The organism is Spirosoma daeguense, from assembly GCF_054776875.1.
On sequence record NZ_BAAHBF010000004.1, the window covers coordinates 318,392 to 343,453 of the forward strand.

The 25,062-nt window shown below is 46.7% G+C and carries 24 protein-coding genes; 12 read left to right on the top strand and 12 right to left on the bottom strand.

Annotated features, from left to right (window positions below; all coding sequences use genetic code 11):
• Positions 1 to 74 precede the first annotated feature (74 nt).
• The 6 genes from dapB to ACYVD4_RS14295 form a co-directional block, all read right to left on the bottom strand.
• Positions 75 to 812 (bottom strand): 4-hydroxy-tetrahydrodipicolinate reductase, encoded by a 738-nt coding sequence (gene dapB, locus ACYVD4_RS14270; protein ID WP_460946720.1) that lies wholly within the window; start codon positions 810 to 812, stop codon positions 75 to 77.
• 86 nt (positions 813 to 898) lie between these two features.
• On the bottom strand, positions 899 to 1,747 hold the full coding sequence (locus ACYVD4_RS14275; RefSeq protein WP_460946722.1) for a DUF5683 domain-containing protein: 849 nt from the start codon (positions 1,745 to 1,747) through the stop codon (positions 899 to 901).
• A gap of 81 nt (positions 1,748 to 1,828) precedes the next feature.
• Positions 1,829 to 2,749, bottom strand: coding sequence for a ParB/RepB/Spo0J family partition protein (locus ACYVD4_RS14280; RefSeq protein ID WP_460946724.1), 921 nt, complete (start codon positions 2,747 to 2,749; stop codon positions 1,829 to 1,831).
• An 89-nt stretch (positions 2,750 to 2,838) separates the two neighbouring features.
• Complete coding sequence (locus ACYVD4_RS14285; protein WP_460946726.1) at positions 2,839 to 3,621, bottom strand: ParA family protein; 783 nt, start codon at positions 3,619 to 3,621, stop codon at positions 2,839 to 2,841.
• A gap of 191 nt (positions 3,622 to 3,812) precedes the next feature.
• Positions 3,813 to 4,688, bottom strand: a complete 876-nt coding sequence (eboC, locus tag ACYVD4_RS14290; protein WP_460946728.1) for a UbiA-like protein EboC — start codon at positions 4,686 to 4,688, stop codon at positions 3,813 to 3,815.
• A gap of 89 nt (positions 4,689 to 4,777) precedes the next feature.
• Positions 4,778 to 5,710: a TatD family hydrolase gene (locus ACYVD4_RS14295; protein WP_460947547.1), complete on the bottom strand. Its 933-nt coding sequence runs from the start codon at positions 5,708 to 5,710 to the stop codon at positions 4,778 to 4,780.
• 164 nt (positions 5,711 to 5,874) lie between these two features.
• Between ACYVD4_RS14295 and ACYVD4_RS14300 the strand changes: the two genes are divergently transcribed.
• Both ACYVD4_RS14300 and ACYVD4_RS14305 read left to right on the top strand, forming a co-directional pair.
• Positions 5,875 to 6,534 (top strand): DUF4136 domain-containing protein, encoded by a 660-nt coding sequence (locus tag ACYVD4_RS14300; protein WP_460946730.1) that lies wholly within the window; start codon positions 5,875 to 5,877, stop codon positions 6,532 to 6,534.
• Positions 6,535 to 6,540: 6 nt separating this feature from the next.
• Entirely contained in the window at positions 6,541 to 7,188 is a 648-nt protein-coding gene (locus ACYVD4_RS14305; protein ID WP_460946732.1) for a porin family protein, read from the top strand.
• Positions 7,189 to 7,274: 86 nt separating this feature from the next.
• Here ACYVD4_RS14305 and ACYVD4_RS14310 read toward each other — a convergent pair whose 3' ends face one another.
• On the bottom strand, positions 7,275 to 7,949 hold the full coding sequence (locus ACYVD4_RS14310) for an EboA domain-containing protein (protein ID WP_460946734.1): 675 nt from the start codon (positions 7,947 to 7,949) through the stop codon (positions 7,275 to 7,277).
• Between the two features lie 164 nt (positions 7,950 to 8,113).
• Between ACYVD4_RS14310 and ACYVD4_RS14315 the strand changes: the two genes are divergently transcribed.
• Positions 8,114 to 9,922, top strand: a complete 1,809-nt coding sequence (locus ACYVD4_RS14315; protein ID WP_460946736.1) for an SGNH/GDSL hydrolase family protein — start codon at positions 8,114 to 8,116, stop codon at positions 9,920 to 9,922.
• Between the two features lie 49 nt (positions 9,923 to 9,971).
• Here ACYVD4_RS14315 and ACYVD4_RS14320 read toward each other — a convergent pair whose 3' ends face one another.
• Positions 9,972 to 10,895, bottom strand: coding sequence for a tyrosine-type recombinase/integrase (locus ACYVD4_RS14320; protein WP_460946738.1), 924 nt, complete (start codon positions 10,893 to 10,895; stop codon positions 9,972 to 9,974).
• Between the two features lie 227 nt (positions 10,896 to 11,122).
• Positions 11,123 to 11,320, bottom strand: a complete 198-nt coding sequence (gene rpsU / locus ACYVD4_RS14325; RefSeq protein ID WP_018622005.1) for a 30S ribosomal protein S21 — start codon at positions 11,318 to 11,320, stop codon at positions 11,123 to 11,125.
• A gap of 58 nt (positions 11,321 to 11,378) precedes the next feature.
• On the opposite strand from rpsU, the gene ACYVD4_RS14330 reads away from it, so the two are divergent.
• The 3 genes from ACYVD4_RS14330 to ACYVD4_RS14340 all read left to right on the top strand — a co-directional run bounded on the left by ACYVD4_RS14330 (position 11,379) and on the right by ACYVD4_RS14340 (position 14,230).
• Positions 11,379 to 12,299, top strand: a complete 921-nt coding sequence (locus tag ACYVD4_RS14330) for a Ppx/GppA phosphatase family protein (protein WP_460946740.1) — start codon at positions 11,379 to 11,381, stop codon at positions 12,297 to 12,299.
• Positions 12,300 to 12,456: 157 nt separating this feature from the next.
• Complete coding sequence (locus ACYVD4_RS14335) at positions 12,457 to 13,449, top strand: bile acid:sodium symporter family protein (RefSeq protein WP_460946742.1); 993 nt, start codon at positions 12,457 to 12,459, stop codon at positions 13,447 to 13,449.
• Between the two features lie 43 nt (positions 13,450 to 13,492).
• Positions 13,493 to 14,230, top strand: coding sequence for a beta propeller repeat protein (locus ACYVD4_RS14340; RefSeq protein ID WP_460946744.1), 738 nt, complete (start codon positions 13,493 to 13,495; stop codon positions 14,228 to 14,230).
• Between the two features lie 30 nt (positions 14,231 to 14,260).
• Here the strand turns inward: ACYVD4_RS14340 and ACYVD4_RS14345 are convergent, their stop codons facing one another.
• Positions 14,261 to 17,074, bottom strand: a complete 2,814-nt coding sequence (locus ACYVD4_RS14345) for a fibronectin type III domain-containing protein (RefSeq protein WP_460946746.1) — start codon at positions 17,072 to 17,074, stop codon at positions 14,261 to 14,263.
• Positions 17,075 to 17,266: 192 nt separating this feature from the next.
• Here ACYVD4_RS14345 and ACYVD4_RS14350 point away from each other — a divergent pair, with 192 nt between their 5' ends.
• From ACYVD4_RS14350 to ACYVD4_RS14375, 6 genes are all read left to right on the top strand, one after another.
• Positions 17,267 to 17,674, top strand: coding sequence for a MarR family winged helix-turn-helix transcriptional regulator (locus tag ACYVD4_RS14350; RefSeq protein ID WP_460946748.1), 408 nt, complete (start codon positions 17,267 to 17,269; stop codon positions 17,672 to 17,674).
• A 22-nt stretch (positions 17,675 to 17,696) separates the two neighbouring features.
• The gene (locus tag ACYVD4_RS14355) at positions 17,697 to 18,164 is read left to right on the top strand and encodes a DinB family protein (RefSeq protein ID WP_460946750.1); all 468 of its coding nucleotides are present in this window, start codon (positions 17,697 to 17,699) and stop codon (positions 18,162 to 18,164) included.
• Positions 18,165 to 18,184: 20 nt separating this feature from the next.
• On the top strand, positions 18,185 to 18,715 hold the full coding sequence (locus tag ACYVD4_RS14360) for a DUF4442 domain-containing protein (RefSeq protein WP_460946752.1): 531 nt from the start codon (positions 18,185 to 18,187) through the stop codon (positions 18,713 to 18,715).
• 6 nt (positions 18,716 to 18,721) lie between these two features.
• Positions 18,722 to 19,381, top strand: a complete 660-nt coding sequence (locus ACYVD4_RS14365; RefSeq protein ID WP_460946754.1) for an alpha/beta hydrolase — start codon at positions 18,722 to 18,724, stop codon at positions 19,379 to 19,381.
• A 230-nt stretch (positions 19,382 to 19,611) separates the two neighbouring features.
• Entirely contained in the window at positions 19,612 to 21,162 is a 1,551-nt protein-coding gene (locus ACYVD4_RS14370) for a DUF1800 domain-containing protein (protein ID WP_460946756.1), read from the top strand.
• A 100-nt stretch (positions 21,163 to 21,262) separates the two neighbouring features.
• On the top strand, positions 21,263 to 22,825 hold the full coding sequence (locus tag ACYVD4_RS14375; RefSeq protein WP_460946758.1) for a DUF1501 domain-containing protein: 1,563 nt from the start codon (positions 21,263 to 21,265) through the stop codon (positions 22,823 to 22,825).
• A gap of 45 nt (positions 22,826 to 22,870) precedes the next feature.
• On the opposite strand, the gene ACYVD4_RS14380 is transcribed toward ACYVD4_RS14375, so the two are convergent.
• Complete coding sequence (locus ACYVD4_RS14380; protein WP_460946760.1) at positions 22,871 to 24,535, bottom strand: tail fiber domain-containing protein; 1,665 nt, start codon at positions 24,533 to 24,535, stop codon at positions 22,871 to 22,873.
• A 72-nt stretch (positions 24,536 to 24,607) separates the two neighbouring features.
• On the bottom strand, positions 24,608 to 25,060 hold the full coding sequence (locus tag ACYVD4_RS14385; protein WP_460946762.1) for a hypothetical protein: 453 nt from the start codon (positions 25,058 to 25,060) through the stop codon (positions 24,608 to 24,610).
• Positions 25,061 to 25,062: the final 2 nt, after the last annotated feature.

A 25,062-nucleotide genomic window follows, 5' to 3' on the forward strand; every position in this document is an offset into this window, starting at 1 on the left:
TTCGGGTTTCAAGTTTCAAGTTTTCCTGTTTCAGTTGCCACGAACTGGCTAAAACAGAAGAATTTGCAACAAAATTAAACATTTCCTAGCAAGTCGTCCATACCAAATATGCCCTGACGGCCAACAAGCCACTCGGCAGCAACCACCGCTCCCAGTGCAAATCCTAATCGATTGTGTGCTACGTGTTGTATCTCGATTCGGTCAACCTCCGATTCGTAGCGCACGGTATGCGTACCCGGTACAGTACCTTCACGAAGCGACTCTATTTCAATTGCGTCTTTATCAACCGCAACAAGCTCAGAACCAGGCTCATTATTTACCCAACGTTGTTTATGTGGCAAATGCTCCAGAGCACCTTCAGCCAACGTAATAGCAGTACCGCTTGGCGCATCTTTCTTTTCGGTATGATGAATTTCGGTCATTGATACGTGATACGACGGATAATCACGCATAAACTTCGCCAGCACTTTATTCAGACGAAAAAACAGATTGACGCCAATGCTGTAGTTCGAGGCATAAAAGAAAGCACCTTTATTTTCCTGACAAAGCTTTTCTATTTCTGTCCGATGGCTTAACCAACCCGTCGTTCCACAAACTACGGGCCAGCTACGTTCAAGGCAATACGTTATATTTTTAACCGCTGATTCAGGGGAGCTGAACTCAATGACAACATCAACATCGTCAGGTTCGAGGTTAGCTAAATCTGTCTGATTGTTGACATCAATCCGACCGGCAATCTGATGTCCCCGTTCGAGTGCAATCTGCTCAATGGTTTTACCCATTTTGCCGTAGCCAAGGAGAAGAATTTTCATAAGAAACTAGTTGGTATGTAATATATAAAGTATGGTACATGATGTAGATTCATTCCAAGTACACTATACATCATACTTCATACATTTTATTTAAAACTAAGCGCAATTCTTACCCCCGGCACCGGCCCTGTTCCGGGTATTGGTAATACGTTGGGTTCGATGCGCATCGAAATATCATCCGATAAATCAAATGTTTTCAGGTGTGCCGCTACGTTCGCTTCTACCGCATTTAGCGCATATAACACCACCGAAAGAATTACGTTCAAATCGCGATAGCGCCGATACGTATCATAGGCATTTTTTGCCGTAGCAACCGAATAGACTTTGTATCCGCTTATTTCAACATATTCGGGTTTCTGCCCAAGTACGGCTGGAATAGTAAACGTAGTTGAAGAAATCAACGTCTCGATTCCTGTGGGGTATTTTTCCAATGATGCGGGTTGAGCTGGCTGGATAACCGGTGCAAACAATAGCTGCTTATAGCCCCGGGCGGCTTCATTAGCCAGTCCGCTATATTGAACAAATAAATATCCCATTACTGCATACCCTGCGTAGATAAATGGAATTTTATAGTACTGGCGATTGTAAGCCTGCCCCAGACCCGGCAACATAAGCGAACGGATCGTAGCCTGCTTAGGTATGATTCGATGCTTCGATACTTTTTTCGCCACACGAACCGTATCTGGTTTATCAAGTGAAGACGAATCGCCGGGGATAACAGCCGTTCGAATACCAGCCGGTTCGGTCGGAACTAGTATACCATTCCGACGTATCATGGCCGGAAGCGTATCAGAGATCGAACGAATCAGCCTAGTCGAATCGATGGACGCTGGCGTAGGAGCAGGAACAAGAATTGGATTTTGCGCCATCAGTGAACCCACCGATGAAACAAGTAGCACTACTAGAGTTCCGAAGAAGCGACCAAGTGAATTCATGCATAAGTAACGCCCGATTCGCCAGGCTCTGCCCCGATTCGTTACCCTTTTAAGGTAATTTAACACGGATAATCTACGAGCTTAGCTCTGCGAGTTCAGCACCTCCAGAATTTTGGTTAGCTCTTCCTGCGAGGTAAATGGAATTTTGATTTCTCCCTTATGTTTTTCGTCGGCCTTTATTGATACGCGCGTACCGAACATGGAAGACAATTTAAACTGAAGGCTACGCATTTCCTGTTTAGGCAACGTAACACGTCGCGTAACTTCCAGATCAGGTGTTTCGTCGGAGAGATTCCGAACAGCTTCTTCTACCTTACGTACCGACCATTCTTCATCAACTACTTTGTTGAAAAGCCGGATCTGGGTATCGGGGTTCTCTATATTGATAATAGCGCGGGCATGGCCCATCGAAATTTTATTATCACGTAACGATGCCTGAATAACAGGCGGCAATTTCAGCAGTCGAATGTAGTTATTTACCGTAGTCCGATTTTTACCAACGCGTTCACCCAGTTCTTCCTGCTTCAGGCTACATTCGGTTATGAGCCGCTGGTAGCTTAGGGCAATTTCTATCGCGTTCAGGTTTTCACGCTGAATATTCTCAATCAGGGCCATTTCCAGCATTTGCTGGTCGTTGGCAGTACGTATGTAAGCCGGAATATGCGTTAGACCAGCAATTTTCGATGCCTGTAAACGACGTTCACCCGCAATTAACTGGTATCGATCTTTACCTAACTGACGTACGGTTATCGGCTGAATAATACCCTGTGTCCGGATGGAATCGGCCAAATCCTGAAGGGCTTCTTCGTCGAAACGGGTACGTGGCTGAAACGGGTTTGTTTCTATTTGCGACAAACCAATTTCGGTCATCGTACTAATTGACTCATAAGGCGAAGGCTTCGTCTGCCGATTAACCGATTCGGTATCTTGCAGCAATGCGCCCAGGCCACGGCCCAATCCAATCATCTTCTTATTTGGTGCTTTGGCGTTTGTGTTCTCCATGATTAAGATGTAGGATGTAGGATGTACGCTATAGAATGCACGACTGTCTGGCAACAATCATACAATATACCTCATACATCATACACGTTTTAAGCTTCCTGCGGCATCATGCCGTTTTTAATCAGAATCTCACGGGCCAGGTTAAGGTAGCTGACAGCGCCTTTGCTATCGGCGTCCTGCGCCAATGCGGGTACGCCAAAGCTGGGCGATTCACTCAGCCGGATATTACGTGGAATAATGGTATTAAATACCATCTGCTGAAAATGGGTTGTTACTTCACTAACGACCTGATTCGATAACCGAACACGTAAGTCATACATGGTTAGCAGAATACCCTCTATTGCCAGATGCGTATTGAGCCGCGACTGAATAATTTTAATGGTATTCAACAGCTTGCCCAACCCTTCAAGCGCAAAATATTCGCACTGAACCGGGATAATAACCGAATCGGCAGCGGTCAGGCTGTTAATGGTTATCAACCCCAGCGATGGCGAACAATCGATGATAACGAAATCGTATTCATCACGTAGCCCATCGAGCGTCTGTTTCATTTTGTCCTCCCGATTCTGGAGGTTAATCATCTCAATTTCAGCCCCTACAAGGTCGATATGAGAGGGTAACAAATCCAGATTCGGGAAATCAGTCTGAATAATTGCATCGTGTGGGCGTACGCCTTCCACCATACACTCATAAATACTATTTTCGATTTCTTTAGGATTGTAACCCAGACCCGAGGTGGAGTTCGCCTGAGGGTCTGCATCAACAATGAGCGTCTGAAATTCGAGTGCGGCCAAACTGGCAGCTAAATTGATCGTTGTCGTAGTTTTACCGACGCCACCTTTTTGGTTGGCGATAGCAATCACTTTACCCATGGGTCTGTACGTTGCAGATTCAAATATGCCAGATAGTTTCCACGAATCCAAGAATGTTCCACGGAATGTTTCACAAAAGTATCAAACAGATTGGTTGCGCAAAGCCAGTAGCCTGAGTCATAAAGATTTGTTTAAATTCGTTTCTTTACTTCCGACTACATAGATATAGCAACTAACGTACCAAAACTGAACTACGTAACGGCAAATAATTTTGCCAGCAAACGGGACAAAGGCAGAAGACAAAATACCAGCATGGCTAACGGGAACGACGCAAAAGCAGCCACCCATGCGGCATTCATAACAATAAGCGATAATACGCCTGCTTTTACAGCAATTCCTATATTACGGCCAACAGGTTCTTTAACAGCCCGCCAGAGAGGAGGAAAAATATAATAGCCAAACAGAGCCAGAAAAGGAAAAGCTGTGCCCAATTGCTGTTGTTGTTGCGCCAGCGCTGCTACACAGCCAATCACAAGGGCGTATAATAAACCCGCCATCCGTAACGTAGTGGAACTTCCACCATGCACTTCACCCCGGCTAATCATGGTAATAGCAGCAATATAGATTACCGGAACAAGACCTACCCATGCCCAGGGCATCACCTGATCAGGAAGAATGCTTACGCCCAGTAACAAATTCAGACCACGACACAGGCCCATATTTAAAGGCCCAAGCCAATTGTGGTGCTTCCCGAATCGGTCGTATACGACAGACGCTACGGCAATCGCAATCGCCAGAAAGCCAGCCGTCTGGTTCACAAAAAATGAGCAAAGAATACCCACCGCTAACAAAGCCAACCCCAAACCTATTGCTGTTGATTTCGAAACTACACCGCTGGGAATTGGGCGCTCTGGGCGTTCTACAGCGTCTAACTCGGCATCAAATACGTCGTTAAAAACAACACCACCGCCGTATAAACCCACCGTTGCCAGAGAAAGCCAGCCTACAGGGGCCGGAGCCGCATGCATATCCAAAAAATAACCTGCAATCGCCATTCCCGCCAGTACGTCGGCAATTGCTGTAACCAGATTTGCCGGACGTGTGAGGGAAAGAAGTGCTTTTATCATAGAGTGTGAAAGAGTGAAAGAACGAAAGAGTGAAAGAGCGATTTCACACAGATTTTTTCGCTCTTTCACTCTTTCTCGCTTTCGCTCTTTTATTTAATAATCGTTGATTCTTTATCTACCCGAGGAGCCTGTCCACCACGTAGTACCGAACTGCCGTTATACCGCTGGCTCTGATCGATTGTTAATGGCTGGGTAAGTTCTTCGATGCTGAGCTGGCCACTTTGCGCGAAGGCCGTAACAGCGTTTGTAAACGTAACGAGCCGGATAGCTTCATCTGAAATACCGTTCTGTTTCATTAATGCAGCCGTTTTTGGTACAGCCAGCGGATCGCTGATGCCCCAGTCGGCGGCCGAATTAATCATGATACGTTCCGGCCCGTATTGCTTCACAATTTCTACCATACGTTCGTTACCCATTTTGGTAAATGGATAGATGGTGAAGCCTGCCCAGAAACCCCGGTCGAGCACTTCACGTACGGTTTCTTCATTGTTGTGATCAACGATAACCATGCCCGGAGCAATACCGTGTTCAATCGCAATATCCATACTTCGGCTGGTACCCTGTTTTTTATCGCGGTGGGGCGTATGAATCTGCACAGGCAGGTTTGCTTCCTTTGCCAGTTCAAGTTGCGCCCGATAGTATTTGTCTTCGGCAGCCGTCTGATCGTCGAAACCAATTTCGCCAACACCTACCACACCTTCTTTATAGATGAAAAGCGGAAGAATTTCCATAACCTGCTCAGCAAGTTCTTCCTGATTGGCTTCTTTAGAATTTAATCCGATGGTGCAATAATGCCGAATGCCAAACTGCGACGCCCGGAATCGCTCCCAGCCGACCAGACTAGCAAAATAATCCCGAAACGAATCGACACCAGTACGTGGTTGGCCCAACCAGAAAGCGGGTTCAATCATAGCCACTACGCCGGCATCGGCCATAGCCTGGTAATCATCGGTAGTACGGGATGTCATGTGGACATGCATATCGAAAAACGACATGCCCCGAATTGAATCCATAAAATCCATACGCTCTGCGAAAAAAATAAACGGAATGCGCTTCCGTCGATAAAGGAACAAAGTTCTTAAAATTTTTGGCCGTTGCAGGTCATTTTTCACATGATTTTAAGCAACTCTGTACAAACTTCGGCGCCTTCTGTTCGTTCTATAAATAGTACTCGACAAATGCACTTATGAAAACGCTTCAACAATGCTGGTCAGGAAAAGCCCCCGTTTGGGCAATACTACTCCTAACTATTGGCAGTGTGCTAACAGCCTGCCGCGACAACGCTATCAACGACTTGAGCCCGGCGGATAGCCCCGTTTATATTACCAACTACGATCGTTCTGTTAATTTCGGTCAGTATAAAACGTTTAGCCTGCCCGATTCGGTCCTTATTGAGTCGAACGAAGGCTACGCTACGGCCCAAAATGCGGTTTCGGATCGGTTGGTGAATAACGTAGCAACTGCGCTAACCTCGCGAGGTTTTCAGCGTGTCAACAAAGGTGAAAAAGCTGATTTGGGCGTTGCCGTTATTCTGGTTAATAATCAGTATACAGGCGTTGCTTCGAACCCGTATGGTTACTATTCGAACTATTGGGGCTACGGTGGATTAGGCGGCTGGGGAATGCCTTATTACCCCAGTTATTATACGTATCAGGTTACAGACCGATACTGGGAAGTTCAGATGGTCGATTTAAAAAATAGCTCGGCCACTACGTCCGGTCAGCAACAGTTGACGGTCATTTATAGTGCTACCATTCGCGGTAGCGAAATCACAGATACACAGTCGGCTGATGCGGCTACTACGTCTATTTTTAGTCAATCGCCTTATTTACAAGCAACTCGTTAATACGTTATGAAACGCCTAATTGCTTTAGTTGCGCTGGTGAGCCTGACAACAGTGGCCAGTGCACAATATAAAAATGAATACGAATCGTCGCTCTATGATCGCTACGTAACGTTCAACATTTCGGCCCGCTACGCTTTAAGTATGCCGATGGGTGGTCAGAAGGGATACATCAACAAGATCTCTCCTACCAACTTCGCCCTCGACGGTGAATGGTTGTTTCCGCAACGGTTTTCGCTTGGCCTAAAAACCGGCTATCAATATACGAAACAACGACTCGACAGGCAGGTATATCAGTATGATGACCAAACTATTTCGGCTGTACAAACGCGCACGTTGACGATGATTCCCGCAATGGCGTCGCTGTCTTATTATTTCGCTGATAATGCAGCCGCTATTCGTCCGTACATACAGATGGCGGGTGGCGGTGCTTTTGTCGATTACACGAACTATTTCGGCCCACTGGCCGATCAGGTTACGGGATTTAAAGGAGCCATTGCCCCAGCCGTTGGACTCAAGTTCTACAGTGGGCGCGAACAAGGACTTGGCGCCGAAATTCAAGCCCAATACCAGAACGTATTTTTCAACTACGATTTTTTGAAGAACAGCGCGCCTTCACTTATGATCTCAGCCGGTATTTCATATCGCTGGTATTAGGGTAATGAATAATGTAAAATGGATAATGTATAAGTTAGGCGACAGTCCCGATTATGCATTATCCATTTTACATTATTCATTATCAATCACATAAGCGACTCAATATTCGGAGGTAAACTACGGCCAGCCGCTCTACGTTCATCCGCATAATCAGCGAGAACACGGGCGAGTTGGTCGTTTTTACGGTCGAGTAACCCCGTAATTTGCGTTACGTCCTTATCGGTAAAAAACGCCTTCATAATCAGTTGATTCCAGGCCGGTTCATCCAGATAATCAGCCGGGTATGGGTTGTGTAGCATGATGGCCGACTGTACATCGGCAATGTTATTCCGAACTCCTTCCGTAGCCTGAAAACGCCACGCTTCCGGAAAAGCCAGCACCGGCAGGGCCGAATAAAGTGCAACTAATTCATTCAATTCAGCCGCTTTAAAAAGCTGACTGATCGTTTTTACATACGTAGTCTCCTCATCGACCGGCAGTTGCAGGAGCCACCATACCCGCGCCAGTCGGTCGAGCGTCCAGCCTTCTATCGTAAACTTCGGTCGGATACGTTCAAGCGCAAACGCCATGTCAGCCGGTACGTTCACCACCTGTTTTCCGACAAATCGGGGCAATGCCGTAAACACACGGTAAAACACTGGCACCTGCGGATTCGACTGAAACGCATCGGCCTGCTGCCGCAGATAATCAACCGCTTTTTGTGAATCAGGTTGCTGTTCGATCAGATAGAACAGCGTTTGGCTCATCTGGGAAATATTCATGATGCAAAAGTACCTAAGAAGCCGTTTACGTTTGTTTACACCAAACCGCTCCTTACAAGAATCATACTCTTTTTTGTAAAAACACATTAGCCTGCCGCCTTACTCACCTTTATAGATAATACGTCCGGCCCCGACAGCCCTACGTCTGTCCTTTGTTTCCTACCATGAAAAAACTGCTATCTGCTACGTTCGTTTCTTTCTTTTTCCTTTATAATGCCGCCATCGGCCAATCGTCAACCGATTATACGTGGTGGAATCCTGTCCAGAATAGTTTCCCGGTTATTGAAGGACAGGGATGGTCGGGTGAAGCCTTACAAAATCCATACGACCGATTACCGGCTAAAGCCGAAAAAAATGTTCGGCAACCTGTCTGGAATTTATCGCACAACGCAGCCGGTTTGCTCATTCGGTTCCGGGCCAGCACCAACCAGATTGTGGTTCGCTATGGCATGACAGCTAAAAAAGAAATGCCACACATGCCGTCAACAGGTGTCAATGGCGTTGATTTATACGGAATTAACAGCGATGGCGATGCGCTCTGGTGTGGCGGAAAATATACATTTGGTGATACAATTCAGTACCGATTTACTGACCTTGAACCGAATGATACGTATCATCAGAAAGGACGCGAATACCGGCTATATCTGCCACTCTACAACTCCGTAAAATGGCTCGAAATTGGGGTGCCTTCTGGTGCTACGTTCACTCCCCTACCCGTGCGTATTGATAAACCAATTGTGATTTATGGCACGTCAATAGCGCAGGGAGCCTGTGCTTCTCGACCCGGCATGGCATGGACATCTATTTTAGGCCGTAAGCTCGACCGACCAATCATCAATCTGGCTTTCTCTGGGAATGGACGTTTGGAGAAAGAAATCATCGATTTGTTGCCCGAAATCAATACCAACCTATACGTACTTGATTGTCTGCCGAACCTGATTGCATCGGCCGGCACAAAACCCGACGAACTAAAAACCAAGATTATTGAATCGGTAAAAGCACTACGTCAACGGAAGTCCGATACGCCGATTTTACTGGTCGAACATGCGGGCTATACGGATGGCGGTTTTAATACAACCCGCCGTCAACTCTACACAGATGCCAACGCTGTGATGGAACAGGCCTTTTCTGAATTAAAAAGCCAGGGAATAAAGCAGTTGTATTTGTTGCCAAAATCGGCTATCAACCTCGACAACGATGCGATGGTCGACGGTACGCACCCGAATGATTTAGGTATGCAACAATATGCAGACGCCTATGAACGTAGCATCCGAAAAATCCTGAACGAACCTGTTGGTGATATTTCGACTACAAAACCCCGCACGCAATACCGCGATGCGCGCGTCTACGACTGGGAAACCCGCCACCGCGACGTCATGGCGCGTGTACAAAATAAACCACCCCGCATTCTATTCATCGGTAATTCGATTACGCATTTCTGGGGTGGCGAATCGACGGGGGCTAAATTGAACGGAAGCGATAGCTGGAATGCCATTATGGAACCGCTCGGTGTGCTTAATCTGGGCTACGGATGGGATCGTATCGAAAACGTATTATGGCGGGTTTATCACGGTGAACTCGATGGTTATCAGGCCAGTCAGATTGCCATAATGATTGGCACTAATAATCTTCAGCTTAATTCAGATAACGAAATCAGTAATGGGCTTTCCTTTCTGGTACGTGCCATACAAACGCGCCAACCTAACGCCGACATTCTGCTGATCGGTATTCTCCCACGACGTAATGAAGAAGTACGTATTGCCGGTCTAAATCAACGTATTGCGCAGGCAGCGGGCGAGTTGAACGTAACGTTTATTCAACCCGGCACGGTTTTTCTAAAACCAGATGGCAAAATTGATGAAGCCATGTTTAGCGACGGACTTCACCCAAACGCCGAAGGCTACCGTCAACTGTTAACGAAGCTTCAGCCTCATCTGAAACCAGTTGAACCTGCTCCGAAACGGAAGAAATAATGGATAATGGATAACAAACTATTCTTCACTATTCGTTTTTCATTATTCACTAATCCTTTTTAGCCTTTGGATGGGCTTGATCGTAGGTCTTTTTGAGTTGTTCCAGACTTGTATGTGTGTAAATCTGCGTAGCGGCCAGACTGCTATGACCCAGTAAATCTTTAATAGCGTTCAGATCGGCACCCCGATTGAGCAGATGCGTAGCGAACGAATGACGTAATACGTGCGGACTCTTCTTCTCTAACGTAGTAATAAGTTCCAGATGTCGCTTTACAATACGCTGAATAAGAACCGGATAAGCGGGCACTCCCTTATCGCTTACAATTAACATTCCTTCATCTACAGAAGTCGGAAATTCTATTTTTTTCTGTTTCTCATACTGCTGAATCAGTTCAAAAAGCGGTTGTGTCAAAGGCACAATCCGGTGTTTGTTTCGTTTACCCAGTACGGTGATGGTTTTATTGTACAGATTAACATCAGCGGTTTTCAGCCCGATTAATTCGCTCAGACGAATACCCGTTCCGTAGAGCAACTCAAGTACCAGTTTATCGCGAACGCCTTCAAACGTATCAGGAAAATCAATGTCGGTCAGCAGGGTTTCCATTGGTTTTTCCTCTACGTAAACCGGCAGTTTCCGACTGGCTTTCAACGCCTGAATTTTCGTCATCGGGTCAATATCAATCACTTTCCGACGTAGCAAAAAACCGTAGTAACTCCGCAACGTAGCAATCTTTCGATTCACCGATGATTTATCCATTTCGCCTTCCACTAGACTCACAATCCACGACCGAATATGCCGAAAATCGGCTCGTTCTGGTGATTCGACAGCGCACTCGGAAGTCAGGAACGTAGTGAACTGCTCCAGATCATTACCATAAGCCGTAAGCGTATGATGGCTCAGCCGTTTCTCAAACCGAATGTATTGCAGGAAATCGGAACCGCCGGGCGGCCCCGCGGGATTTAGCGGATTCATGGATTAAACAGATTTTAGTCTAACAAACTTACCGACTTTCTGATTTTAGGACAACATAGAAAAGTGCGCGAGAGTATTTCTCAACTATGACATATCATTGTACAGTAAACAAAATCCCGGTTAAACAAAAAGCAGCAAACATTGCTGCTTGCTGCTTTGTATTCTGATGAAGAATCTGGTCGTCATTGACTGCGCATTCAAGGCGGCCAAACTCTACTCACAACCGACTATTGCTCGGTGTGATTGCCGTACATTCTTTCTTTGTAAGCGGCTTTGATGACTTCGGTACGACGTTTTACCGACGGTTTTTGGAAAGCCGTCCGCGACCGCAACTGCCGTAACACGCCCGTTTTCTCAAACTTCTTTTTGAAGCGTTTGAGGGCCTTGTCAATCGACTCGTTGTCTTTTACGTTAATAATAAGCATGTTTTAAAATATTGTGTTTTAGCTAAAATCGGACGGCAAAGGTAATAGTTTTGCATCTATGAAACAAGCAATTATCGATTTAGGCACCAATACGTTCCACTTATTTATAGCCGAGAAAAACGGGACCTCTTATTCAACGCTCTTTCGCGAGAGTCGACCTGCCAAAATCGGGCTGGCTGGTATTAATCAGGGAGTTATTACAGAAGAAGCCATTGGCCGCGCCCTGAACATACTGACCTATTTTCGGAGCGTACTCGACCAGCATAACGTAGCACCCGAACACGTAGTGGCCATTGGTACCAGCGCTATCCGGGTGGCTCAGAATCAGGCTGAGTTCATAGAACGCGTTCGGGAGGCAACGGGTATCCAGATTCAGGTTATTTCGGGCAATCAGGAAGCTGATTATATTTATCAGGGCGTCCGAGCCGCTGGTGCTCTCGATGAGAATACCGCATTGATCATCGACATTGGTGGCGGTAGCGTTGAGTTTATTCTGGGCAATCAGAACCGGGTTTTCTGGAAACAGAGTTTCGAAATAGGCGGGCAACGGCTTATGGAAAAATTTATGTCGACCGACCCCATCAGTTCAGGGAGTATTCAACGGCTGCGTAGTTATTTTCAGGAACAACTGCTGCCATTAGCAAATGCTATTCATCAATATGAGCCAACCGTATTGGTCGGTTCATCCGGTTCGTTCGATACGTTGGTTGATTTGTGGTTTATGCACGAACGGGGTCACTTACCAGCCCCGGAGCAAGCCGCATTTACGCTGCCCATTTCCGAGTTTTATCGGGCTCACGAGCAGCTTATTAGTCGTAATCGCGACGAGCGTATGGCGCTTCCCGGCATGATTTCGCTACGTGTCGATATGATCGTAGTGGGTGTTTGCTTAATTGATTATGTGCTGAAAACCTATGGCCTATCAGTGATCAAAACCTCAACATATTCGCTAAAAGAAGGGGTTCTGGCATCGATGTAGGAATAATGTAGAATAAACAATGGATAATGAGAATAGGCAATGTAACAGGTAATTTTTGGGGGCAATAGGCTTTTACAACAAACCTGAAAACTGGTTTTCTTCCTATAGATTCCATCCTTCATTATACATTATTCATTCTCCATTTTTTTCTCTGGTAATGAAAGCCGAAACTAACGCCCGTTCTTCCTACAACAACCTGATTTACACGGCCTGTATTATCCTTGCTGTAACGTTAGCACTGATTTTTCCGGGGCCATTTACCCAATTTGGCGATTTTCCGCTGAAGAAATTGATTGTACCGTTGTTGCAAATCATTATGCTGGGAATGGGAACCACCATGTCGATCAAGGATTTTGAGGGCGTTATTCAGCAACCACGGGCCGTGCTTGTAGGCGTAGTATGCCACTTTCTTATTATGCCATTATTAGGCTATACGCTGGCGAATACGTTCAAATTTCCGCCCGAAATTGCCGCTGGCGTAGTTCTTATCGGTTGCTCACCAAGCGGGCTGGCTTCGAACGTAATGTGTTTCATTGCCAAGGCCAATGTACCACTTTCCATAACCGTCACTACGTTATCGACGCTGCTGGCTCCGTTTCTAATGCCTGCGCTGATGAAACTTCTGGCGGGCCAGTTTATCGAAATTTCGCTGTGGGATATGATGATACATATCACCGAAATTGTGATTTTACCCGTTATTGTTGGGCTTATATTGAATCGTATTTTTCATAAATCGACCGTTGTTATCAACCGGATTATGCCACTTGTTTCGATGGTTGGTATTGTGCTGATTGTAGCTATTATCACCGCTGCCGGTCGCGACAGTATGCTGGCTGTAGGCTGGACCTTAGCACTTTGTGTACTGATTCACAACCTAACAGGGTTCACACTAGGCTATTGGGTAGCCCGATTGTTTGGTATGGATGAACAAAGCTGCCGTACTGTGGCCATTGAAGTGGGTTTACAAAACGGTGGACTGGCATCGGGCATTGCCGTACAGATGGGAAAAGTTGCCACGGTTGGGCTTGCTCCCGCCCTATTCGGCCCAATTATGAACACCACAGGTTCGCTTCTTGCTACGTACTGGAGCCAACGCCCACCAAAAGAAAGCGTTACGTCTGATACGTCGTCACAACCATTGCCTTCCTAAAGGAGTCTTTGTACAGGGCTGATTTACTCAACGATAATTGACTATGAAAAATCTATTCGTCTTTGTACTCATTGCGCTTATCTTATCCTGCAAACCCGAATCGGATACGGTATCTCCCAGAAATGATACTGTATTAGCTGACTACAAAGATTGGTACGTTCTGAAATCTCCCATCGACAAATCCATTGAAGGAGTCTGGGGCGATTGGGATAAAACGCTATTAATTTCTACAAGTTTTGCCATTTTTCGGTCGACCGATCAGGGGAAGCACTGGCAACAGGTTCACCAACAGTCGATTGGTATGTTTGGTGTTGTTCAATACCGGGATACGCTATTCACGATGAATGGTTTGCTCGGCTATAGAGCGCTTATCCACGCTGATAATTACAGCGTCGACGATGGTAAAACATGGCAGCCTTATCAACGAAAAGGCAATCTGGCATTCGATTATATTCCTTCGTTGGGCTATAATGGATTCCCGATTAACCCTGTCAATACATCGACGGGAAAAACGTATAAAATATATCAGGCATTTCTCGATGGACCAACAGCTACAACTGGTATTTTCGAAACGCCGGGCATCATCACGTCGGAAGGTCGCCGAATTGATCTGCCGCAACTCCACCAGTTACAAAGCCTGTATCTCGATAGCCAGCAGCGACTCTACATCGCCGGTACTGATGCCGTGTGTGGGCGGGGCCATTCTGGTGAGAAATTCTCATTCTGCAACAGTAAGCAAGGCCGGGGTATTGTCTATATATCCAAAAAGCCTTTGCCCTAAACCACGCCCTGTATCCACCTGATTCGTTTGCTATTGCCCTAATTGTAGTGAACTTCCGATCGCATAAACAATTTTCCCGCCTTGTGTAAACGTTACGTTCTGCGTATTCCCGACAAAACCGGCTGGAATATTTACTACGTGCCGAATTTCTATTGTATCGCCAGCCATTGGTATCCGGCCACACGACCATAAAGTTGGATCATTCCAGTTACCAGCCCGTAACGAAAACAGGAGTGGGCAGGTATTCATAGGCGTTAGTATGCCCGTTGCAAAAGCCGATTGCTGACCCACTCCGCAAACGGTCTGAACCTGCCAATCGTGTATCTGCCCAGTTGTCAGGCCAGTTAATGAAACAGACGTAGCTCCGGCGGGTACATTAACCGTTGTCCAAGAACCGCCCTGAACGCGCCAGCGGGCTACGTAACTGAGACTCGTTGGCCCACTCCATTGCACAACTGCCGATGTTGGCGTAATAGCCGCTACCCGTAGCTCTGCCGGCGCACCACAAATCGCCGTAAATGACCGAAGTTCGCTATCAGCCGATGCAGATCCATCGGCACACTGGCTTTTCACTACGTAATTATAAGCCGTACCTGAGGTTAACCCGTTAATATCATAACTCGAAGCCCCTGCCACGGTGGTTGCACTCTGCGACAACGGAGAACCACTAACTCCCCAACGAACAACGTACTGAACACCCGGAATTCCTGTCCAGCCAATGCGTGTTGCCGTACTGGCAATCATCACCTCCCGCACATCGATTGGCGATTGGCAGGACGTAGTAAATAATCGAATTGAGGTAAACGGTCCCGGACTTCCGCTACAATTACGTTGTACTTGCCATTGATACGTTGTCTGATTAGCCAGATTCGTAAGTCGATATAACGAGTCTGTTACGTTAGAAATCGTAATCCAGTTCGTGCTACCCAAAGCCCGGTAACGTAGCGTATATTGTTCGCCCGCTTCTCTGGCCGACCAGCGAAGACGCGCACTTGTACCACTCATCTGTTCAGAATACGGCCGGTCAGGAGCAATGCAGTACGTATAAAACAGGCTCACTCCCGTTGTGCCAGCGTTGGCCGGATCGCCTGCACAGGGATTAGTCAATCGCCATTCATAGGGTATACCGGCGGTCAATCCGCTTAGTGCATAGGTCGTGCTGGTAATGCCCGTTACGGTATTCCAGTTAGAAGCTCCCACAGCCCGCCATTGCAGCGTGTATTCAGGAGCATAGCCCATGTTATAATCGGCATTGCCGTCGACATTACCACCCATATTAATGATTCCATTCCAACGTAGCAACGCCCCTGTCGATGACACAGTTGTGGTACGCAACGCAAAAGGCAGTGTGCACTGAGTTATAAATGTTGTTGTGTATGGGCTACCGACAAAAGCAGTTGTTACTCCGCCCCCGCATACCGTCCGAACCTGCCATTCATACCTACTTCCCGGTACTAATCCTGAGAGTGAACATTCGGACGTAGTAACCCCATTTACAGCCGTCCACGATGTTGGCGTGTTGCCAACGTAGCGCCGATACTGCACATCGTATGACATCAGGTTTGTATACCATACCAGCCGAGCCGATGTAGCAGTCAGATCACGAGCAACCAGACCATTCGGTACCAGACAGGACGTACTAAACGTTTGAACATCCGAATAAGGCGAATCGCCATTGGGCAATTGTCCTTTAATCTGCCATTGATACGTCTGGTTTGGCTGTAAATTACGGAGCGGGTAATAAGTTGGTTCGAAATTGGTAATCTCTTCCCAATTGGCAGCGTTCGAGAGTTTCCACCGAACGGCTACCGGCGGCTCTTTCTGCTCGGTATTGGGCGGGTTATAAAACCAGGCAATATTGGTAGCTGTTGGGTTGGTAAAATCGGCCCGATAAGCATACGGCACCGGAAGTCGGGCTTTGAATGTTACCATGTTCGAATATTGCTCCTGCCCATTAGGGCACGTAGCAAACACCTGAATCTGATAATTCTGATCGGTAGTCAGATTTTTCAATGTATACGAACTTCCGGTTAGCCCGGTAATCGTATTCCAGGTACCAGTTTGCGCAACTCGCCACATTAATGTTATTGGCGCACTGCTCAACGAGCGCCATCTGACCCGAATCGTCGTATTTGTCAGTTCGTCCGAATCCGTATATAAATATGGCGTACTATACGAACAATCGCCCAAAAATATCGAGTTCGAATTTGAATATTCTGACGTATCACCAGCCGGACAAACAGAGCGTAATTGATAAGCGTAGGAAGCTCCAGAAGCTAATTCGTTCAATCCCTGAATTACATACTGGCGGTCACGAACGGGAATATTCTGTTCTACAGTAAAGGCTGGTGTTTGACCAAATGGGCCTACTTTCCACCAGCGAACATTCACTTTCATATCTTCCGAAAAACTGGTAGCATCCCAGGTAACTACCCCCGACGTAGCCGACTGAACGCCACTGCCTAATGGAAATGGCGCTATACAAACCGTAGTAAACGAACTAACCGGCGAAAACACAGATACGTCGCTCGGTTGGCAAACTCCCCGCACCTGCCATTCGTAAGCGGTATTACCCGCCAAACCAGTAAGCGGATAATCGGTACGTACCAAATTAGGAATCAGATTCCAGTTGGCCGAACCAGCCACACGCCATTGCAGGTCGTATGTTGCACTTGAGCCTCCCCAACGTAAAATAGCTGAATTGGCGCTCGCATAAGAATTTAGCCCGCCAGGTGTTGAGCAGGCAAAGCTCGAAGGTTCTTCATTAATCGGAGCCGACGTAACATGGAGAGCAACCGCTATAACGAAAAGAAAAGATAGTACGAATCGGTAGAAAGTTGTCATTGATTAAACGAGGAGATGTTAAAAAAAAAACGGGATGCACCCGAAGCAGATAGAATTCTAAATTTCGTTAGGGTTCCCGATGATGCCAAACTAAACAACAAGTATTTTAGAGATAAACAGCGTCTCTGCACGACTATAAGCCGCTTTGCCGCTAAAGTTGCATATACAACTTTTTCGTTTAAACTTTGCTAAATGAACACAGAAACGTATTGCATTGCGGGTCGATTACGGATGCTGGCACGTGTGATCTATACACGCTATAACGATGCCTTTGCTGGTGAGGACGTGACGTTTGCACAGGCCGGATTGCTGATGCACATTTTTGCCCAGCCGGGTATCCGTCAGGCTGCATTATCAAAACGATTACAGATCGAAAAATCAGCGATGAGTCGCGATGTGCAGCTTCTGCAAAAAAAAGGTTGGCTTACCGACAATATACGTAGTGGTCTTTTCCTGACTGAAGAAGGTCGACTACTGGCCAAACGATGTCACAAAATCTGGAAAGTTCTGAATCAGCAGGTATGGACTGAACTTGGTCCAGATGCTACCGATGGATTAACCGCATTCTCCAATAATGTACTAACCCGACTTGCCTCCTGACAAGCCATTTCCCAACCAGATTATGACTACTGAAAGTATTTTGCAGATGTGGCAGATGAGCCAGGGCCCATCGTTAGGGCCAACCCGTAAACTATCTGACGCTACGTATCACAACCGACTCACGCCCGAAACCGCGTCGGCAGGTTTCATTGCCTTACATACAGCCGAAGTGATGCACCGTTTTGCTTCGATGTTATTCGGTCGGCCAGTTACGATTCCACTACAAACAGTTGGTGGTGCTATAGACGAAGGCATTTCTCTTGATCTGGAATCAGTAAAACAGTCGGTTGAAGATGCGTTTGCTATGATTGCCGGCCATATTCCCCAACTGACCGATTCGCAATGGGCCGAGCCGATACCGTCGCCGTTTGGCGAGTGGCCGCGTGTGCAGGTGCTCCTTTTTCTGATGCATCACAACTCTTACCATGCCGGACAGATTGCTCAGGCCGCAAAAAAAGGGAAAGAATTTGTATTGCAAACAAGCCTTTAAAGGCTCAACAACAGTTCATTATGAAACCTTCTTTTCTGCAAACCTCCCGAACCGAATCCGTAAAAATGTGGTGGTTTCGCCAGTTTATGAACTGGTATCCGATGTATTTCGGAACGGGCGGAAAAATCCTTTTCTGGTCGGGCGATTCACGCGAAGTACACATCCGGCTACGGTTAAATCTCTGGACTTACAATTACGTCGGCACAATCTTTGGCGGCAGCTTATTTTCAGCTACCGATCCATTTTACATGGTAATGCTTCTTCGAATTCTGGGCAATCAGTACGTTGTCTGGGACAAATCAGCTTCGATTCGATTTCGCAAACCGGGACGCCAAACGCTTTACGCCCGCTTCGAAATCACCGACGAACAACTCGAAACAATACGTCAGGAAGTGGCCTTGAATGGACAAACCGAAAAAACATTCGTAGTACAATGGCTCGATAAGGATGGCACTGTTTATGCCGAACTCGAACGGTTGTGCTACGTTGCCGACAAAAGTCATTACGAGCAACGGAAGAGAGATAAACAACAATCACGGTTTCATCGCTAAGCATCTATGGTTCAGGAACATCATCTGGCGGTTCAGCGTACGGCCAGATATTTCACGTTAGGAAACTTGACTCCTCAGACAAAAAATATTTGGTTCTGTTTGCACGGTTACGGACAATTGGCCCAATATTTCAGTCGCAAATTTACCAACATTGTCGACGATCAGACGCTAGTGATTGTACCGGAAGGCTTGTCGCGGCTTTATCTCAACGGCGAATTCAAACGTGTAGGTGCATCATGGCTTACTCGTGAAGATAAAGAACAGGAAGTCAGCGATTTATTGGCTTATCTAAATTCGCTTTACAACCATATTTTGCAGGGTAACGATCCCCATTCGTTTCATGTTACCCTGCTAGGCTTTTCGCAGGGAGCGGCTACAGCCTGCCGCTGGCTGAATTATGGACATATCCGCGCCGACCGGCTTATTCTCTGGGCCGGCTTCTTCCCCGACGGCCTGACCGACCTGATACAGCCGTCAAAACTCGATAACGTAGAAACGCACTACGTATATGGCGAGCAGGATGAATATTTCCAGCTTCTGGGCGACATTGATACGTATTTGCTACGTATGCAAACCGACGTTCCGAACCTTCAGTTAACCAAATTCGACGGTGGGCATCGGGTTGAACCGGCCATTTTAGAACAGGTCTTGACGCTAACCAGATGAAGCAGTAGTCGAAGCAGTAGTCACTACGTTATCATTTCCAGTTTGTGTTACCGCATTCAGCACCCTTTCGCCCAAACAGGTTTACGTTGTTGATGCTATATAGACAAATACCTCCATATAGATTATTAATCATTAAAAATCAGTTAATTAAGTATTCATAACTAAACGATTTCAGCCATTTTCTGTCGATATTATAGTGCTTTATCTAAACACCTACAATCGATTATGGTATGGCTCTACTCGATGCGTATACAAAGCCATTAACATCGGAGCAAGTTTTGTATTTGCTTAGACGTTCTACGTTTGGCCCAACGCCAGATCAGGCGAAAACGCTAGCTGGGCAAACGGCAACCCAAATAGTAGCCAAACTGCTCACCGATCAGCCCACCCCTGCCCCTCCGCTTGATCTAACTACTGCAAAAGCGTTTCACGATCAGGCATTTGACCAGACAAATGCGGGTAAGTATAATGTATATCTGAAGCATTGGTGGAGCAACCTGATGCTGAATCAGCCGCTGTCGCTGCTCGAAAAAATGACCTTGTTCTGGTCGAACCACTTCGTTACAAACGATTCGACGGTGAACGATTATCGGTTCATGTATCGCTACAATGCGTTGCTACGTCAGCACGCGCTGGGAAATTTCAAATCATTTACCATTGCCATTACGCAGGACCCGGCCATGCTTCGGTTTTTGAACGGAAACCAGAACGTAGCAGGAACTCCCAACGAAAACTACGCTCGGGAACTTCAGGAACTGTTTACAACCGGACGTAATGGCGGATATTCGGAAGCGGATATTCGGGAAGCCGCCAGAGTACTGACCGGCTGGGCCGATACAAATTACCGGGATGTGGCCACGGCAACCATTGGCAGTACGTTCCGGGCGAATCGGCATGATACAACCGACAAGAAATTTTCGGCAGCGTATCAAAATACGGTTATCAAAGGCCGTTCCGGTGCCGACGCTGGTCTGGCTGAGTTGAACGATCTGGTTAACATGTTGCTGGCAAATGCCGAAACGCCACGCTATATATGCCGGAAACTATATCGCTGGTTTGTCAATTACGACATTCCCGATACCATAGAAACCAATGTTATTCAGCCGTTGGCGGAGTTGTTTCGCAAAAGCAATTTTGAGATCAAGCCTGTACTGTCAACGCTTTTACAAAGTCAGCTTTTTTTCGATGAAACGGTACGAGGGGCAATTATTAAATCACCGACCGATTTGGTGGTTGGCACGTTTCGGTTCTGGGGTCTTCAGGCACCCGACCCTACGCAGAATCTGACGGGTTATTATCAGATTGGTAATTACATCTACAGTCGGGTGAAAGAGCAACAACAGGATTTGCTCAATCCGCCAACGGTATTCGGCTGGACGGCCTATTATCAGAACGATTATTACCAGCAGTGGATCAATTCTACTACGCTCGGTCTGCGCGGTTTTTTTGGCGATGCGCTGACCACCAACGCGTTAAAGCTGAATGGTAAACAAACCGTAGACGTACTGGCCTACGCAAAAACCCTCTCCGACCCGACCGATCCGGCAAAGTTGGTAAACGACGTGACAGCTCAGTTGCTGGGCATCCCCCTCGATCAGGCACAGAGAGATTTCCTGACCGATACGGTTCTGCTCAGTTCAATTCCGCGTTACGAGTGGATTATTGAGTGGAACGATTACATAAAATCGCCAAACGATGCAGCAAAGCGTCAGGCTGTTCAGATGAAACTCACTACGTTCCTGCAATACATATTCCGAATGGCTGAATATCAGGTAAGCTAATCTTATAAAGAGCGAAAGAATGAATGAGTGAAAGAGCGAAAACATGCTCGTCCGCTCACTTCGCTCATTCATTCTTTCGCTCTTTCACTCTTTACCCCTTATGAAACGTCGAAATTTTCTTCAACTGGCCGCTTCATCGCTGGCGTTACCCGTTCTGGTCGACGGATTTGGCGCAAAAGCGATGGCTGGCCCGTCGTTTATCCAGTCGCTGGTCAATCTGGCCGATCAAACAGATCGCGTGTTGGTTATCATTCAGTTACAGGGAGGAAATGATGGGCTAAATACCGTGATTCCACTCGATCAGATGAGTACGTACACCAGCGCGACGTTTCGGAAAAATATTGCCATTCCCGAAGCAAAAGCACTGGCACTGAAAAATTATGCAGGAACGGGTCTACACCCATCTATGACGGGAATGCAGCAGCTCTTCAACGAGGGAAAACTGAGCATTGTACAGGGCGTATCATATCCGACACCCAACTTCTCCCACTTTCGGGCTAGCGATATATGGATGACGGCTGTCGATTCAAATCAAACCTCACTTTCGGGCTGGGCAGGTCGGTATCTTGACAAACGATTTCCCGACTTTCCGGATAAATATCCAACAACGCAAATGCCTGACCCACCGGCTATTCAGATCGGCTACGTAACGGCCACTACGTTGCTTAGCCCGACCGATTCGATGGCTATTGTGTTGCAGGACCCCGATACGTTTGCCCGGCTGGTAGGCGACAAACCCAATGCGCCTTCTACTACGTTGACTGGTTATGTGGGCAAACAAATTGAGTTTATCCGGCAGCAACAGGCCAGTTCGGTAAGCTATGCGGGACAAATAAAAACGGCGGCTGGAAAAGGCAAAAATCTTGCTACGTATCCGGCATCGAATGCGCTGGCGGCACAGCTCAAAATTATTGCCCGACTCATTCACGGAGGTATGCAAACCAAAGTGTATTACCTGACGCTGGGCGGATTCGACACACACGCGACGCAGGTAAGCACAACAGATACAACCGTTGGCGCACACGCGAATCTGCTAAAAACGCTCTCCGACGCCATCCTCGCTTTCCAGACCGATCTGGCTCAGTTGAAACTGGAAGATCGGGTTGTAGGCATGACGTTCTCCGAATTTGGAAGACGGGCTATCTCCAACAGCAGTTATGGTACTGACCACGGTACGTCTGCCCCGATGTTTTTATTTGGATCGGCAATTAAAACGCCAATAGTCGGTAAAAACCCTAATCTGAGCGATCTGGACAATAACAACCTGAAAATGCAAACCGATTTCCGACAGGTGTATGCCGCCATTCTGACCGATTGGTTCGGCACGGATAATACCACAGAAGCAGCCGCGCTGTTTAAGGATTTCTCGGTAGCACCCGTATTCCGCCAAACTGTTACTGCTACTGAGCCTGTTGTGTCGGACGCAGTACTTTACCCGAATCCAGCTTCTACAGAAGTAATTCTCGAATCGTCGATGCTCAGGCAGGGGATTACGTCGATACAGGTAGCCGATATACAGGGGCGCTACGTAGCAGTAAACGCAACCCGGCCAACCGCTACGTCTGTCCGGCTTGACGTAAATCATTTGCCTACAGGAAGTTACGTGCTACGTCTCGAAACCGGGCAAGGTTTATTAACAAAACGGATGGTTGTAGCAAGATAACGCATTACGTTGCTGTAACCAAGAGAAAGTCAGACAATTGCTTTTTTACCGACGAATGGCAACGGCTGTTGTGCGCGGCCGCATGATACGTCGTTCTATTAAATCGAGCCGTTGGCGTTGATCTGCGGTTTCTCGTTCGCTACGTTCGATACGTGCTTTTAACTCCTGATTTTGACTTTTTAGCGTTTCATTCTCCCGAATCAATGCCTGCACGGCTGTTAACGTAATACCGGCCATATCGTGACTGTAAATAAGCGTATCGCACCCAATCTGACCCAGTCCATCGTTACCGAAAGCGGCATAAAAATCCTGCGCCATCGGCCCGTAATGCCGAATACTCGTTTGGCCTTTGTAATTCCAGGAAGTAAGTTTCAGAGCCCCAATTTTACGAAGCAAATCTGCGTGATTGATGGCCTGAAAACGCTCTTTTTTGGTGGAGTCGGAAATGGTAGCCCAGGAACTTTGCCCTCGCCCAATTTGAACACCTGTTATTACCGACCCGTAACCCGGTCCAGGACTAATATTGCCACAGGTCAGCAGAAAATATCCATTCAAAAAACGGGCGATAAACTGGTTACTGGTACCTGCCATCGTATGTCCCTGCTGGAGAGGGTCTGAATCGCCAAGTACTGTTGAGCCACTAACACTAGAAAGAGAGCCAACGTAAGAACCTATAGCAATAGATTTAGCCCCTTCAATGGTATTATTAAATCCTATAGCTATTCCTAGCCTATTTTTGAGGACGTTTGTATTGCCAAAAGCAAAATTGTCTTTCTTATAATTTATTATTGCAGGTTCTGACAAGACGTTATTGCTCCCCAGAGCGAAAGAGTTGTTTTGATGTACAACATTGCCTTCGCCTAAACTGAATGAATAGTCGCCATCAGTGACGTTGTTATAACCCAAAGCAAAAGCACTAGAACTGAAACCATCAACTTGATTGTTGTTCCCTGCGGCAAAACTAGTTGATCCAGCAGCATTATTTTCAAGCCCGAAACTAGCGGCTGCATAACCACTTGCATAGTTTTTGTGTCCAAAGTTAGCCGACGCATGACCACCTATATAGTTTGGGCTAATTACCCCTGCTACAGTGTTACCTCTGACTGCATCAAAATAAAAAGCGTAGCGGGCAGATGAGTTGACAGCTAGTGGTGTTTCATTAAATTTAATGGCACGCCATTGTAAGCGAAAACCCGCCCCAACCGTAGAGTTCCCGTTGGATACTAATTGAATGTCTACACGATTTCCTGGTATATAAATAACCTCAGGAATCGTGTTGCCCGACAGCGTATGGGTAAACGAGTATGGACTAATAACATTGATATAATCGCCGTAGGCTTCTGTATCTAGCTCTAGAAATTTGATTTCAACACCTCCATCACTTCCAATTCCACCTACTATAATGGACTGTGTACAATTTTGGTTTGCCTGATAGTTGCTATCACCGCCAGGGTCTTTGAGTATTCCGTTGGCTGCATAAAAATACGGTGGATTCGTTGCACAATCCATTGTTTGTACATAGCTAGATGCGTTGTTAGTTGGGTTGACGTATTCAAATTTATTTTGCACCAGAAAACCATTCCGGGTATATACCTCAAAATCCCGCGTCGGTTTTACACCTGCGGGCGAGTTGAAGCCAATCTGCGCCTGAACTCCATTTATCAACAGCAGCAGGAACGTAGCGGTTAGGAGTACTAAATGACGTAGCATAGTATTTCTTTATTAGGTGGGTGTATCGATACGTTTATCGATTGGCTATTTTGTTTCGACGTAGTGATTTTTCTACTCAGGTATCAACGTGTATTCGTTTATGGTCTGGCCCGTTTTGGGGTTGGCGGTTTTACTACGTAGCACTACCAGCCCCGACTCTACCCGTTCGACAGCATAAATCAGATCACCAGCGGCTGGCTTTGGTGAGAGATTCGTTAGCGAGAGTGTTTGACTTTTTTCGTCATACGTCCATTTCCCGTCGAAGGTTTCGCCCGAATATTCGATTAATTGTGCTTTAAAAACGCCCATATCGGGGGTTGAAAGCCGAAGTCGAAACTTTGCGTAACCCGGAATCACGTTTGCTGTTTCGGTTTCTTTATAAACCGTCTGGCTACCTTCTTTCACTTCTCTGGCTTTAAATGAGCCTTTCAATATACTCGATGAACTGGGTGCCGGGTCCTGCGGCTTACTACACGAAACAATAACCAGCAGTATAAAAAACAGAGAATATAGACTGATTTTCATGA